Here is a 14153-nt window from a genome sequence, read left to right as displayed (position 1 = left end):
TATTTGATCGTCGGGCGTTTTTAACCGGCTCCGTCGCCATGGTCGCCGCGAGCAAGGCCGCTGCCAGCGACCTGATCGCGGCCGCCGCCGCGCCGGCCGCGATCGACCCGGACTGGGCCGCCGCCGACGCGATCGTCGCCGCGATCCGCCCGCCGCTGATCCCCGCCGCCAGGTTCACCATCACCGATTTCGGCGCCAAGCAGGATGCCCCCGCGCACGTCGCGGTGCAGGCGGCGGTCGACGCCGCCGCGGCGGCCGGCGGCGGACGCGTCGTCGTCCCCGAAGGCGTCTGGCGGATGAACGGTGCGCTCCACCTGCGCTCCAACGTTGAGCTCCACCTCGAATCGGGCGCGGTGCTGCGCTTCGGCAAGCCCGGCGAGATCGCGCTGCCGATGGTGCTGACGCGGTGGGAGGGGACCGAGGTCTACAATTTCTCCCCGCTGATCTACGCGCGCGATTGCGAGAATGTCGCGATCACCGGCAACGGGATGTTCGACGGCCAGGGCAAGGACGGCTTCTACCGCTGGCGCGGTCAACAGGATGCCGACAAGGCGGCTTTGCGCGACATGGGGACGAAGGGCGTCCCGGTCGAGAAGCGCGTGTTCGGCCCCGGCCACTATCTCCGCCCCGCCTTCGTCCAGTTCTTCAACTGCCGGAACGTGATGATCGACGGGCCGAAATTCGTCGACTCGCCGTTCTGGACGATCCACCCGGTCTATTGCGACGGCGTGATTGTCCGCAACATCGCGGTGGTCAGCAAGCACCTCAACTCCGACGGCTGCGACCCGGACAGCTGCACCAATGTGCTGATCGAGAAGTGCCATTTCGACGTGTCCGACGATTGCATCGCGATCAAGTCGGGCCGCGACCAGGACGGCTGGCGCGTCGCCAGGCCGACGAAGAACGTCGTCATCCGCGATTGCCGGATGCGCACCGACATCGCCGCGGCGATTGCGATCGGCAGCGAGATGTCGGGGGGCGCCGCCAACATCTTCGCCGAACGCATCCAGGTGAAGCGCGCCGAGCACGCCATCTATTTCAAGGCCAACCTTGAACGCGGCGGCGTGGTCGAACAGGTTCGCGTCCGCGACGTGAAGGTCGCCAACACCAACACGCTCATCAACTTCACGACGTCCTATCACGGCGGCCGCCGCGGCAAGTCGCCCCCCACCTACAAGGGCTTCACGGTCGAAAGCGTCGATTGCCGCAACACGGGGCAAGCGCTCCACATCGTCGGCGTGCCGCAGGCGCCGGTGCAGGACGTCCTGATCCGCAACGTCACCGTCGCCACCGCCACCGCAACGGCCCCCGCCGTGATCCAGCACACCCGCGACCTCCGACTCGACCAGGTCCGCGTCAACGGGCAGTACCTGTAGGGTCGTCGCCCGCCGAGTCCTCGCGCAACCGCCGCGCGAGCGCGTCGAGCTTCCGGGTCAGCAACTTGTCCGTTTCGGCGCGTGACGCGCGCCTGAACGGCGAGCTGTTGCGCAAGTCGCCGCGCAGGATCAGCACGCGCAGCAGGCTGTCCGAATAACGCCGCCGCGTCCCGACCAGCTTGCCGGCTTGATAGATCGGCTCCTCGACCCCGATCACCGCGCGGCGGAACGCCGCCAGCTCGAGCACGGTCGCGGCCATCGCCAGCGCGCAATCCCAATCCTCGGCGAATTCGGGCGACCGCAGGCGCAAGCGATAGGCGGTAGTGCTCGACACGCCCACCGCCCGGCACGCATCGCGGATGCACCCGGTATCGCCGAGGACCGTCAGGAACTGCCGCTGCTTGAGCGGCGTGAAGCCGTCATGGCGAAACCGCAGCGGCACCAGCGCGACATCGTCGGCGGCGGGATACAGGATGCGGGCGGTGGCATCGGGTCGGGCAGGCGGCGTCGCCATGGCGGCTTCCTCGAACGTGAACGGAAGCGGTCCAGGTATCGCATCGACGGCCCTGTAGGACAGCGGAAAAATATGCGCGGCCCCCTTCCCTCTCGAGACGAAAACCGAAACCTTCCGCCTACCCTTCCCCCTCCCCCCTCCCCCTGCTATCGGCCGCTCGACACTCGCATTTCGCCCGTCCGGGCGCGCCCGCGCGAGACGCTGGATCCGTTTGACGGAGCGCCGGCGGCCTCGCTTCCCCGCCGCGCTCGCGACTGGCCGCTCACAGGGGAAAGGACCCGCATGACCGCCATCGGCCACGACACGCTCGGCACTCGCGACACGCTCTCGGCCGGGGGCAAGAGCTACGATTATTTCAGCCTGACCAAGGCGGCGGCGAAGCTGGGCGACGTGTCGCGGCTGCCCTTCTCGATGAAGGTGCTGCTGGAGAATCTGCTGCGGTTCGAGGACGGCGTGACCGTCACGCAGGCGGACGTGCAGGCGCTGATCGACTGGCAGAACGACCCGCAGGCGCCCGACCGCGAAATCCAGTATCGCCCGGCGCGCGTGCTGATGCAGGATTTCACCGGCGTGCCGTGCGTGGTCGACCTGGCGGCGATGCGCGACGCGATCACCAAGCTCGGCGGCGATGCCGCGAAGATCAACCCGCTGGTTCCCGTCCACCTCGTCATCGATCACTCGGTGATGGTCGACGAGTTCGGCACGCCCAAGGCGTTCGAGGATAATGTCGAGCTCGAATATCAGCGCAACTTCGAACGCTACGAGTTCCTCAAATGGGGGTCGAAGGCACTCGACAATTTCTCGGTGGTGCCGCCGGGCACCGGCATCTGCCACCAGGTGAACCTGGAATATGTCGCACAGTCGGTGTGGTCGTCGGCGGAGAGCGGCGAGCATGCCCGCCAAGGATCGGACGGCGCCGGCGCGACGATCGCCTATCCCGACACGCTGGTCGGCACCGACAGCCATACGACGATGGTCAACGGCCTGGGCGTGCTGGGCTGGGGCGTCGGCGGGATCGAGGCGGAGGCGGCGATGCTCGGCCAGCCGGTCTCGATGCTGATCCCCGAAGTGGTCGGGTTCAAACTGACCGGCGCGCTGAAGGAAGGCATCACCGCGACCGATCTGGTGCTGACCGTCACCCAGATGCTGCGCAAGAAGGGCGTGGTCGGGCGGTTCGTGGAATTCTATGGCCCCGGGCTCGATCACATGACGCTCGCCGATCGCGCGACGATCGCCAACATGGCGCCGGAATATGGCGCGACCTGCGGGTTCTTCCCGGTCGACGACCGCACGCTGGAATATATGCGCCTGACCGGCCGGCCGGAGGAGACGATCGCGCTGACCGAGGCCTATGCCAAGGCGCAGGGCATGTGGCGCGTGGCCGACGCGCCCGATCCGGTGTTCACCGACACGCTGGAACTCGACATGGGCGACGTCGTCGCCTCGCTCGCCGGACCGAAGCGGCCGCAGGATCGCGTGTCGCTGACCACGGTCGACGAAGTGTTCAACGGCGACCTGTCGAAGCTGTATCACAAGGACCGCCCGGTGCGCGTCGCGGTGGAGGGCAAGGATCACGACGTCGGCGACGGCGACGTGGTGATCGCGGCGATCACGTCGTGCACCAACACCTCCAACCCCAGCGTGCTGGTCGCGGCCGGGCTGGTCGCGCGCAAGGCCAATGCCAAGGGGCTGAAGCCGAAGCCGTGGGTGAAGACCTCGCTGGCGCCGGGGTCGCAGGTCGTGACCGATTACCTCGACAAGGCCGGGCTGACCGCCGATCTCGACGCGGTCGGGTTCAACCTGGTCGGTTATGGCTGCACCACCTGCATCGGCAACAGCGGGCCGCTCGCCGCGCCGATCTCCGCCGCGATCAACGAGAACGACCTGGTCGCCGCGTCGGTCCTGTCGGGCAACCGCAATTTCGAAGGGCGCGTGTCGCCCGACGTGCGCGCCAACTTCCTCGCCTCGCCGCCGCTCGTCGTCGCCTATGCGCTGAAGGGCACAGTGACCGAGGACATGGTCGAGACGCCGATCGGCCAGGGTTCGGACGGCAGCGACGTGTACCTCAAGGACATCTGGCCGACCAACGAGGAGGTCGCCGCGACGATGGCCGCCAACATAGACCGCGATATGTTCCAACAACGCTATGGCGCGGTGTACCAGGGCGACGAAAAATGGCGCGCGATCGACGTGTTGGGCTCCGATACGTACACCTGGCGCGCGGGCTCGACCTACATCCACAACCCGCCCTATTTCGAGGGCATGACGATGACCCCGGCGGCGGTCGAGGACATCGTCGATGCGAAGCCGCTCGCGATCCTGGGCGATTCGATCACGACCGACCACATCTCCCCCGCCGGCAGCATCAAGGCGGACTCGCCCGCCGGAACTTTCCTGCAAGAACATCAGGTTAGCCGCGCGGACTTCAATTCCTACGGCGCCCGGCGCGGCAATGACGAGGTGATGGTCCGCGGCACCTTCGCCAACATCCGTATCCGCAACGAGATGGTGCCGGGGGTCGAGGGCGGCATGTCGCGCTACGGCGGCGAGGTGCTCCCGATCTACGACGTCGCCATGCGCTACAAAGCGGCGGGCACCCCGCTCGTCATCGTGGCCGGCAAGGAATACGGCACCGGCTCGTCGCGCGACTGGGCGGCCAAGGGCACCAACCTGCTCGGCGTCCGCGCGGTCATCGTCGAGAGTTTCGAGCGCATCCATCGCTCGAACCTGGTCGGGATGGGCGTGCTCCCGCTGCAATTCGCGGAAGGCGTGACGCGCGAGACGCTGGGGCTGACTGGCGACGAGAGCTTCACCATCCGCAACGTCGCGGGCCTGCGCCCGCGGCAAGAGGTCGAAGTCGAACTGACCCGCGCCGACGGCTCGACCGAGACGTTCAAGACGCGCTGCCGGATCGATACCGTCAACGAACTGGAATATTTCCTGAACGGCGGCATCCTGCAATACGTGCTCAGGAAGCTGGCGGCGTAATCAGCCCGCCTGGGCCTGGACCTCGCCCTGGTCGCCGCCGCGCGACCAGGCGATGAACATGTCCTCCGCCATCGGTTCGGCGACGGCATAGCCCTGCACGACGTCGCAGCCGATGACGCGCAGCAGCAGCGCCTGTTCGTCGCGCTCGATCCCCTCGGCCACCGCTTCGCAGCCCAGCCCGTGGATCAGCCCGATCACCGATTGCGCGATCTGGCGCGCCTCGCTGTCCTCGCCGATCGCCGCGATCAGGCTGGCGTCGAGCTTGATGCGGTCGATCGGCAACCGCCGCAGCCGCGACACGCTCGAATGGCCGGTGCCGTAATCGTCGATCGTGATCGTCGCGCCGTCCGCGCGCAACGCCGCCATCGCCGCGATCACGTCGTCGGAACAGCGCATCGCCAGCGTCTCGGTGATCTCGAGTTCGAGCAACCGCGCCGGTGCATCGGCCGCGACCATCGCCGCGCGCAGGCGGCGGAAGAACTGGGCATGGTCGATCTGGCGTTCGCTGATGTTGATCGCCAGCCGCTGCTCCAACCCGACCGCCGCCCAGCGTCGGATCGTCCGCGCGACTTCGGCGGTCACCCAGTCGCCGATCTCGACGATCAGGCCGGTCTCCTCGGCACGGCGGATGAAGCTCGCCGGCAGTTTGAGCCCATGCGCGGGATGCTGCCAGCGGAGCAGCGCCTCCGCCGCGACGATCCGCCCGTCACGCAGCGACATCTGCGGCTGGAACACCAGTGCGAATTCGTCGCGCTCGATCGCCGCGCGCAGCTCGAGTTCGAGCTGCGCGCGATCGGCGAGCTCGGCGGCCAACGCGTCGGAGAAATGCTCCGCCCGCCCCCGCCCGCCGTCCTTCGCGCGGTACATCGCGGCGTCGGCCGATCGCATCAGATCGTGCAGCGTCAGGCCGTGGTCGGGCCGCAGCGCGATCCCGATCGAGGCGCCGACCTGCACCTCGGTCCCGGCCACGTCGAACGGCTCGGCCAGCGTCGTCAGCACCGCCTGCGCCAGGACGTCGGCGTCGCGCTGGTGCTCCAGATACGGGAACAGGATAGTGAATTCGTCACCCGCCAGCCGGCCGACGAGCGGCGGCGGTGCGCCCTCTGCGGCGGCGACGTTGTCGGCGACGGTGCGCAACCGGTTGGCGACCATCCCGAGCAGGATGTCGCCCGCCGCATGCCCCATCGTGTCGTTGACCGCCTTGAACCGGTCGAGGTCGATGAACAGCAACGCCGCGGCCTCGCGATCCATCTGTTCGAGATGGCGTTCGGCGGCGCGGCGGAAATGGGTGCGGTTGGGCAGCGCCGTGACGGGGTCGAACATCGCCAGCCGGTGGACGCTGTCGAGATTGGCGGACAGTTGGCTGAACAACTGGCCCATCGCGTCGGCCAGATTGGGCACGACGGCGGCGATCGACGGGTCGATCGCGCTATCGAGGTCACCCTCCGCCGCTGTCGCAAGGCGGGCGATAGCCCGGTCCAGCGCCGCTGCGGTCGTACCGATAGCACGTTCCGCCGCTGCCCAGGAAAAGGCGGCACAGACCACTGCCGGAATCAACGCGCGACCGAGATTGTCAAGCGTGAGCGAGCCGTGCGACGTCGCCAGCGCGGCAAGGAAGAACACCACCGCGCCCGCACACAGCGCAAAGGTGATCGCCCGACCCTTCAGCGATTTCGCCTGCATCACCCGCGTATTCGCCCCGATATCTCACCACGCGGACACAGCCGCCCCGGCCCGAATGTGACGGCGAAGGGTTAAGATTTCGGTGCCGAACGCGCCCGCCGCAGGATGATGTAGAGCGCCCCCGCCCCGCCGTGCCGGGGTGCGGCGTTGCGTACCGCCGCGATCGCCGCCGCATGGCGTGAGGCGTGGAGCCAGTCGCCGACCGCCGCGCGGATCGCGCCGCGCGCATGCGGGCGCTCGCTCTCGCGCCGCGGCGGCTTGCCGGTGATGAGCAGGATGACGCGGTCGCCGCGCGCACGCGATCGTTCGAGCGCCTGGTCGAGCAGGCCGTGCGCCGAGGTCAGCGTATGACCGTGCAGGTCGATCGTGGCATCGGGCTCGACCGCGCCGCGCGACAGCTTGCGGTCCCAGCCGCCGTCGAGCGTGATGCCCGGCGCGACGGGCTTGGGCGACGGTGGCGGCACAAGAGGCATCGGCTTGGCGACGCGGCCCGCCAGCCGTTTCGGCGCTGGCTTGGCGGGTACGTCCGTCGCGGTGGCGAGCGGCGCAATCTTGTCGGGCGACAGCGGCGACACCGTCGCCATCACCCTTGCCCACAGCGCCGCTTCGTCAGGGCTGAGGCGTCGTCCCGCCACCGGGCGCTCCCTGCAACCCCTGCAATCGCGCAAGCGTGCCAATCGGCAACAGCACGAACGCGGTGCCCCGCGCCGACATGCCGCCGGCGATCGCCTCCGCCTCGCGACCCGCGCCCCAGAAGGTGTCGATGCGGTTGGCGCCCTTGATCGCGCCGCCAGTGTCCTGCGCGACCCACAGCCCGTTCGCGTCGACCCGGTCCATCGACAGAAACACCGGCGCGCCGAGCGGGATGAACCGCGGATCGGTCGCCGCACTGACGCCGCCCGTCACCGGCAGGCCCATCGCGCCGAGCGGTGGCCCGTCGAGCACGCGGAAGAATACGTACGACCGATTGGCGCGCATGATGTCGACCGCCTGCGCCGGATTGGCGTGGAGATAGGCGACGATGTCCTGCATCGACGCATGCCCTTTCTGGAGCAGCCCGCGATCACGCATCCACGCGCCGATACCGGTATAATCGCGCCCGTTCTGCGTCGCGTAGCCGATGCGCAGGATCGATCCGTCGGGCTGGCGGAGGTTACCCGAGCCCTGCACCTGGAGGAAGAACAGCGCGACCGGATCGGCCGCCCAGGCCAGCACCGGCGCTGTCGTCATCGCACCCTGCTCGATCTGGGTGCGGTCGTAATAGGGCACGAAGCTGCGGCCATCGACACGCCCGCGGATCGTCTTGCCCTTCAACGTGTCGGAGAACTTGCCGAGATCGACGTCGATCAGGTCGCTCGGCCGACCATAGATCGGCGTGTCGTAGCCGGGCCGGCGATCGCGCGAGCCGAGGATCTCCGGAATGTAATAACCGGTTGCGAACGCCTTGCCGTCGCCGACCTGCACCGCTTCCAGATACTGCGCGAAAAAGGTGCGTCCGTCGCTCGCAGCTTGAGCGGCGTCACACGCCGGCTGCCAGTCAGTCCCGCGTGTCAGTCCCGACAGATCGGTACGTCGGATCAGCTCGCGGCAGCTCAGCCGGAATGCGGCCAGCGCCTGGTTCGCGCGCGTCGGGTCGATCGGCAGGCTCGCAACCGGCGGCCCGGCGACGAGCCCCGCTCCCGCCGCGTTCGACCCGCTGGCGGCGACGCCGGGATTGGCGATCGGTGCCATCGGTTGCGCACGGACCGGCTGTCGCACCGGCGCAGGCGTCGCGACGACGGGGCGCTCGCTGTTGGCCGAGGGTGGCACGATTTGCCCGCTGCACGCCGACAGCGCCAGCGCGGCGAGCGCGATCCAGTTCCGCTTCACCCCGGCCCCCTTCACGATCGGAAACGACCGGCTCACGCCTCGTCGGTGTCGGCGAGCTTCCAGTTCGGGTCGCTGCTCTTGAGCGTGCGCGCGAACACCCAGACGTCGTGCGTCTCGACCGCATCGCTCAACGAGCCGGCGATCACGTTGCCTTCGGCATCGCGCGTGACGGCGGCGATATCGGCGTCGAACGCGACGGTGATCCGCGCCGCCCGCCCTTCGACCGAGGCATCGACGATCTGCGCACGCTCGATCGACACCAGGCGATTGTCGAGCACGTGGCCCGCCTCCGCCCGCGCCCGGATCGCATCGACGAACGCGTCGCGGACATGCTCGTCGGCCAGCCAGACGAGCGTCTCCTCGTCACCCTTCCAATACGCTTCCAGGATCATGCGATAGGCGTTCTTCGCGCCGTCGACGAAGCCGGCGACGTCGAACGTCGGGTCGGCGGCGATCACGGCGCGCAGGCCGCTTTGCGCGCGTGTCTCAATCGCCTGCCGCGCCGGGTCGCGCGCTTCGGGCGCCTGTTCGATCACGCGCGGCATTGCCGCAGGCGCCGCGATACGCTCTTCCGCCGGCTTGGAGATCACTTGCTCGTGACCGGTCCGCTTGCCGAGCACGGCATACAGCCGCAGCCCCAGGAACACCGCGACCATCGCGAGAATGACGATATAAACGAGCACCGGACCTCCACTTTCTGATCCCAACATAGGCGCAAGGCGTGAACGATTCAAACCATGGATCGTGCCGTGCCGTTGAACTGGCGCGGCGGCCCTGCTAGGCGCGCACGGACTTCGCCATGCCGGCGCGTCGGCGATCCCGTCATTCCCGCTAGCAGAAAGTGCATCTTCCATGGCCGACCAGGACACGACCATCCAGCCGAACGGCGCTGACACCGCCCCCGCGATCGGCATGATCTCGCAATATGTGAAGGACCTGTCGTTCGAAAGCCCGAGCGCGCCGGCAATCTTCCAGAGCCAAGTCGCGCCCGCGATCGACGTCGAGTTCGGCATCGCGGTCGCCCAAGTCGCCGACGACGTGCACGAGGTCACGGTCAAGGTCGACGTCCGCGCCAAGTCGGACGAGCAGACCGCGTTCATCGTCGAACTGGTCTATGCCGGCCTGTTCGGCGTGCGCAACGTGCCGGCCGACCAGCTCCAGCCGTTCATGCTGGGCGAAGCGCCGCGCCTGCTGTTCCCGTTCGCGCGCCGCGTGGTGTCGGACGCCGTCCGCGACGGCGGTTTCCCGCCGCTGATGCTCGACCCGATCGATTTCGGCGCGCTCTACCTCCAGCAGCTCCAGGCGCAGCAGGACGCGGCGACGACCGGCGCCGAGGGCAACGCCTGAACCGCGACAACGCGGCGGGGCGAGCGGCGCGATGAACCTGACGAAGGCGCTGGGCGGGGTCGGCGGGCTGACGCTCGCCAGCCGCGTGCTGGCGCTCGTTCGCGATACGTTGCAGGCGAGCTATGTCGGCGCGAGCTTCGCGTCGGACGCCTTCTTCGTGGCGTTCCGCCTGCCCAACATGTTCCGCGCGCTGTTCGCGGAAGGCGCCTTCTCCGCCGCGTTCATCCCGATGTTCAACCGCAAGGTGGGGCAGGAAGGCGAATTGTCGGCGGGCATCGCGTTCGCGGAAGCGGCGCTGGCGGTGCTGTTGCCGATTCTGGTCGTGTTCACCGCGGTCATGCTGATCGCCGCCTGGCCAGTGACCTGGGCGCTGTCGGGCGGATTCAAGCATCCCAGCGCGAGCGACTTCGCCTTCGCGGTCGAGCTGTCGCGCTGGACGATCCCCTATCTGATGCTCATCAGCCTGGCGTCGCTGCTGGGCGGCATCCTCAATTCGCTCAACCGCTTCTGGGTCAACGCCGCGGCGCCGATCCTGCTCAACATTGCGATGGTCGGCGCGCTGTGGTTCTTCCACGGCCATGGGCCGGAAGGCGCCTATGTCACCGCGCGGGCGCAGGCGATTTCGGTGACGGTCGGCGGCGCGCTGCAACTAGCGTGGCTGATGTGGTCGTGCCGCCAGGCCGGCATCAGCCTGCGGTTGCGCAAGCCCGTGTTGAGCGACGACGTCCGCCAGTTGATGCGGCTGATCCTGCCCGCCGCGATCGGCGCGGGGGCGGTGCAGGTGAACCTCGCGATCTCGACCGCGCTGGCCGGCGGTCTGCTCGATCCGGGCTCGATCTCGTACATCTATTACGCCGACCGCCTGAACCAGTTGCCGCTCGGGCTGATCGGGATCGGGCTCGGCACGATCCTGCTGCCGACCGTCTCTCGCCTGCTGTCCACCGGCAAGGACGCCGAGGCGATGGAGACGCAGAATCGCGGCATTGAGCTGGCGCTGTTCCTCACGCTGCCCGCCACGGTCGCGTTCATCGTCGCGGCCGAGCCGATCATCCGCGGGCTGTTCCAGCACGGCGCGTTCACGGCGCAGGCGACCACCGCCTGCGCCTGGGCGCTCGCCGGCTTCTCGGTCGGCCTGCCGTCCTACGTGCTGGTCAAGGTGCTGACCCCGGGATTCTATGCGCGCGAGGATACGAGGACGCCGGTCCGCTACGCGCTGATCTCGGTCGCAGTGAACCTGATCGGCAATCTGATCCTGATCCCGACGATCCACCATGTCGGCCCGCCGCTCGCGACCGCGATCTCGTCGAGCGTCAATGTCGCGATGCTGTACTGGACGCTCAAGCGGCGCGGTCATTTCGCGACCGATGCGCGGCTGCGGCGGCGCGTGCCACGGCTGCTGGCGGCGGCGGTGCTGATGGGCGGTGCGCTGTGGCTGCTCGCGCCCTATGCCGAGCCGTACCTGACGGGTAGCCTGATCCGGCGCGGGCTCGCGCTCGTCGCGCTGGTGTCCGGCGGGTGCGCGGTCTATGCGCTGGCCTGTTTCGCGACCGGCGCCTATCGCGTCGCGGACCTCCAGTCGCTGCTCGGGCGTCGGCGCCGCGGCAAGCCCACCGGTCAGGAGCAAGTGTAAATGCGCGTCGTCTCGGGCATCCAGCCCACCGGCAACCTCCACCTCGGCAACTATCTCGGCGCGATCAAGCAATGGGTCGCGATGCAGGATGCCATGGGCAGCGACGACGTCTGCCTGTTCTTCCTGGCCGACCTTCACGCCATTTCGCTGCCGGTGGTGCCGAGCGAACTCGCCAACGCGACGGTCGAGATGGCGGCGACCCTGCTCGCCTGCGGGATCGATCCGGCGCGGTCGATCCTGTTCAACCAGACGCGGGTGCCGGCGCATTCGGAGCTGGCGTGGCTGCTCAACGGCACCGCGCGGATGGGCTGGCTCAACCGCATGACGCAGTGGAAGGACAAGGCCGGCAAGAACCGCGAGGGGTCGAGCGTCGCGTTGTTCGACTATCCCGTGCTCCAGGCCGCCGATGTCCTGCTCTATCAGGCGACGCATGTGCCGGTCGGCGAGGACCAGAAACAGCATCTGGAACTGGCCCGCGACATCGCGACCAAGTTCAACCTCGATTTCGGCAACGAGTTGTTCACCCTGCCCGAGCCGTTCGTGTCGCAGGCGGCACCGCGGATCATGAGCCTGCGCGACGGAGCGGCGAAGATGTCCAAGTCCGACCCGTCGGATGCGTCGCGGATCAACCTGATCGACACCGATGACGTGATCGCCGGCAAGGTGCGCAAGGCCAAGTCGGATGCCGACGCGCTGCCGGGCGAGATGGCGGGGCTGGAAGGTCGCGCCGAGGCCCGCAACCTGGTGACGATCTACGCGGCGCTGGCGGGCGTGGCGCCGGGCGAGGTGCTGGCGCAACATGGTGGCCAGGGCTTCGGCCAGTTCAAGCCCGCGCTCGCCGATCTCGCGGTCGCAACGCTCGGCCCGATCCGCGACCGGCTGACGAAGTTGCTCGACGATCGCGCGGCGGTGTCGCAGGCGCTGGAAGGGGGCGCAAACAAGGCACGCGCCCTTGCCGCGCCGACGCTGAAGGCGGCACAGCAGGCGATCGGGTTGCAGGTCTGAAAAATATCCCGGCGTTCTCGTAGCTTACGGCGTCGGGCGGTCACGGCACCGCGTCCAAACTTGACAAACTTGACGGGGGTACGCCGCATCGCGGTTCTCCTCTGGCGGCGCGCCGAAAGCGGTGATTGCGGCAACACGGCGCGACGATGACGCGCCGATTCCAACATTGAAAGGGCGCGATGGCGCGCCTCGTCCGACTCATGCCCCGGTCGTGATCGCCTTGTCCTGCCGGCGCGCGACGCCGGGGTGGTCGGTCGCCACGCCGCGACGGGCGTCAGCCCTCAAGCTGCCGCAGCAACGCCTTCACCGCGCCGTCGATCTCATGATCCTGCCCGCGTAGTTCCTCGATGCGGCGGACCGCATGGATGACGGTCGAGTGGTCGCGTCCGCCGAACTTGCGGCCGATCTCGGGCAGCGAGCGGGTGGTCAGGCGCTTGGCGAGATACATCGCGATCTGGCGCGGGCGCGCGACGACGACGGCGCGGCGCGCGGAGACCAGGTCGACCGGCTTCAGGTCGTAATGCGTCGACACCGCACGCTGGATTTCGTCGATCGTGATCCGCCGCGTGCCCCCGCGCAGCACGTCGCCCAGCGTCGACTGCGCGAAGTCGAGGTCGATCGCCTCGCCAGTCAGCTGGGCATAGGCGACCAGGCGGTTGAGCGCCCCTTCCACCTCGCGCAACGACCCGGTGATCTTGGCCGACAACAGGTCGATCACGTCACCCGGCACCCGCACGTCGTCCAGCTCGCCCAGGCGATGCTCGATCAGCGCGCGGCGCAGCACGCCGTCGGGCGTCTTGATGTCGGCGACCAGCCCCATTGCGAGGCGCGACACGATCCGCGCCTCGACATCGTCCAGCCCCTGCGGGCTGCGATCGGCGGTGATGACCAGCCGCTTGCCGGCGGCGGTCAGCTCGTTGATCGTATGGAAGAATTCGTCCTGCGTCGGCTTCTTGCCCGAGATGAAGTGAAGGTCGTCGATCATCAGCAGGTCGGCGCCGCGCAGCCGTGCCTTGAACGCATGCGTGTCGTTGGCGCGGATCGCCGCGACGAATTCGAACATGAAGCGTTCGGCCGACATCAGGATCACGCGGGCATCGGGAACGGCGGCCAGATAGGCATGGCCGATCGCGTGCATCAGGTGAGTCTTGCCGAGGCCCGTCGCCGAATGGAGGAAGAGCGGGCTGAAGCGCGGCTTGCCCGGCTCGGCCAGCGCCTTGGCGGCGTTGTAGGCGACACGATTCGACGGATCGACGACGAAGCGGTCGAAGGTCAGCCGCGGGTCGAGCGCGGGCCGGTCGATCGCGGGCGCGGCCGGCTTCGGCGCTTCGGCCGGTTCTTCGGCGGCGACGCGCAGGATCGCGGGCGCGTTCGCGCTGCGCACTTCGATCGAGACCGAGCGAATCGCCGGGAGCGCCGCGCGGAACTCCTGCACCAGCCGATCCTGATAATGGTTGCGCACCCAGTTGGCGGTGAAGGCCGAGGGCAGCGTCAGGCGGACATTGGTCGCATCGTCGCTGTGACCGAGCTCGATCGGCTTCAGCCATTGCTCGAACAGCCGCGCGCCCGCCGACTCGCGCAGGTTGCGGCGAATGCGCGCCCACGCATTCGCGACCTCTCCGGCATCCCCTCCGTTCACCACCGACAGCGCCACCAACTCGATCCCTCTGCCTACCGGTGCGCCCGGAGCCCCCGCCTGCGCACCACGTTCGTCGGACAACGTTCCGCCACAGCCGGATCG

At 68.5% G+C, this 14153-nt stretch carries 11 protein-coding genes; 5 read left to right on the top strand and 6 right to left on the bottom strand.

What is annotated here, in order from left to right; translation table 11 throughout:
• Positions 1-38 precede the first annotated feature (38 nt).
• Positions 39-1376, top strand: coding sequence for a glycoside hydrolase family 28 protein (locus tag J0I47_RS01710; protein WP_294044712.1), 1338 nt, complete (start codon positions 39-41; stop codon positions 1374-1376).
• On the opposite strand, the gene J0I47_RS01705 is transcribed toward J0I47_RS01710, so the two are convergent.
• Positions 1357-1890, bottom strand: a complete 534-nt coding sequence (locus J0I47_RS01705; RefSeq protein WP_294044711.1) for a hypothetical protein — start codon at positions 1888-1890, stop codon at positions 1357-1359. The genes J0I47_RS01710 and J0I47_RS01705 overlap by 20 nt on opposite strands.
• A 282-nt stretch (positions 1891-2172) precedes the next feature.
• Between J0I47_RS01705 and acnA the strand changes: the two genes are divergently transcribed.
• A complete protein-coding gene (gene acnA, locus J0I47_RS01700; RefSeq protein ID WP_294044710.1) occupies positions 2173-4878 on the top strand; it encodes an aconitate hydratase AcnA in 2706 nt (901 codons plus the stop codon).
• Here acnA and J0I47_RS01695 read toward each other — a convergent pair whose 3' ends face one another.
• The 4 genes from J0I47_RS01695 to J0I47_RS01680 form a co-directional block, all read right to left on the bottom strand.
• Positions 4879-6561 (bottom strand): EAL domain-containing protein, encoded by a 1683-nt coding sequence (locus J0I47_RS01695; protein ID WP_294044709.1) that lies wholly within the window; start codon positions 6559-6561, stop codon positions 4879-4881.
• Between the two features lie 71 nt (positions 6562-6632).
• On the bottom strand, positions 6633-7196 hold the full coding sequence (locus J0I47_RS01690; RefSeq protein WP_294044708.1) for a Smr/MutS family protein: 564 nt from the start codon (positions 7194-7196) through the stop codon (positions 6633-6635).
• Positions 7171-8292, bottom strand: a complete 1122-nt coding sequence (locus tag J0I47_RS01685) for a murein transglycosylase A (protein WP_294045833.1) — start codon at positions 8290-8292, stop codon at positions 7171-7173. Before J0I47_RS01685 ends, J0I47_RS01690 begins: the two co-directional genes overlap by 26 nt.
• Before the next feature lie 170 nt (positions 8293-8462).
• A complete protein-coding gene (locus J0I47_RS01680; protein ID WP_294044707.1) occupies positions 8463-9140 on the bottom strand; it encodes a Tim44/TimA family putative adaptor protein in 678 nt (225 codons plus the stop codon).
• 142 nt (positions 9141-9282) lie between these two features.
• Between J0I47_RS01680 and secB the strand changes: the two genes are divergently transcribed.
• The 3 genes from secB to trpS are packed head-to-tail and all read left to right on the top strand — an operon-like array spanning position 9283 to position 12412.
• On the top strand, positions 9283-9777 hold the full coding sequence (secB, locus tag J0I47_RS01675; protein WP_294044706.1) for a protein-export chaperone SecB: 495 nt from the start codon (positions 9283-9285) through the stop codon (positions 9775-9777).
• 31 nt (positions 9778-9808) lie between these two features.
• Positions 9809-11407, top strand: a complete 1599-nt coding sequence (murJ, locus tag J0I47_RS01670) for a murein biosynthesis integral membrane protein MurJ (RefSeq protein ID WP_294044705.1) — start codon at positions 9809-9811, stop codon at positions 11405-11407.
• Positions 11408-12412, top strand: coding sequence for a tryptophan--tRNA ligase (gene trpS, locus J0I47_RS01665; protein ID WP_294044704.1), 1005 nt, complete (start codon positions 11408-11410; stop codon positions 12410-12412).
• A 274-nt stretch (positions 12413-12686) separates the two neighbouring features.
• Here the strand turns inward: trpS and dnaA are convergent, their stop codons facing one another.
• The gene (gene dnaA / locus J0I47_RS01660; RefSeq protein ID WP_294045832.1) at positions 12687-14066 is read right to left on the bottom strand and encodes a chromosomal replication initiator protein DnaA; all 1380 of its coding nucleotides are present in this window, start codon (positions 14064-14066) and stop codon (positions 12687-12689) included.
• Positions 14067-14153 lie beyond the last annotated feature (87 nt).

The sequence above is a fragment of the Sphingomonas sp. genome (assembly GCF_017304635.1).
Lineage (GTDB): Bacteria > Pseudomonadota > Alphaproteobacteria > Sphingomonadales > Sphingomonadaceae > Sphingomonas.
Note: the sequence above shows the minus strand (reverse complement) of the source record. Positions and strands in the feature narration are given on the sequence as shown.

What these genes read in the sequence shown, in the direction of transcription:
- J0I47_RS01710 (WP_294044712.1), top strand. Translation starts at nt 39, where the DNA reads ATGGTCGCCGCGAGCAAGGCCGCTGCCAGCGACCTGATCGCGGCCGCC.
- J0I47_RS01705 (WP_294044711.1), bottom strand. Translation starts at nt 1,890, where the DNA reads ATGGCGACGCCGCCTGCCCGACCCGATGCCACCGCCCGCATCCTGTAT.
- acnA (WP_294044710.1), top strand. Translation starts at nt 2,173, where the DNA reads ATGACCGCCATCGGCCACGACACGCTCGGCACTCGCGACACGCTCTCG.
- J0I47_RS01695 (WP_294044709.1), bottom strand. Translation starts at nt 6,561, where the DNA reads ATGCAGGCGAAATCGCTGAAGGGTCGGGCGATCACCTTTGCGCTGTGT.
- J0I47_RS01685 (WP_294045833.1), bottom strand. Translation starts at nt 8,292, where the DNA reads ATGGCACCGATCGCCAATCCCGGCGTCGCCGCCAGCGGGTCGAACGCG.
- J0I47_RS01680 (WP_294044707.1), bottom strand. Translation starts at nt 9,140, where the DNA reads ATGTTGGGATCAGAAAGTGGAGGTCCGGTGCTCGTTTATATCGTCATT.
- secB (WP_294044706.1), top strand. Translation starts at nt 9,283, where the DNA reads ATGGCCGACCAGGACACGACCATCCAGCCGAACGGCGCTGACACCGCC.
- murJ (WP_294044705.1), top strand. Translation starts at nt 9,809, where the DNA reads ATGAACCTGACGAAGGCGCTGGGCGGGGTCGGCGGGCTGACGCTCGCC.
- trpS (WP_294044704.1), top strand. Translation starts at nt 11,408, where the DNA reads ATGCGCGTCGTCTCGGGCATCCAGCCCACCGGCAACCTCCACCTCGGC.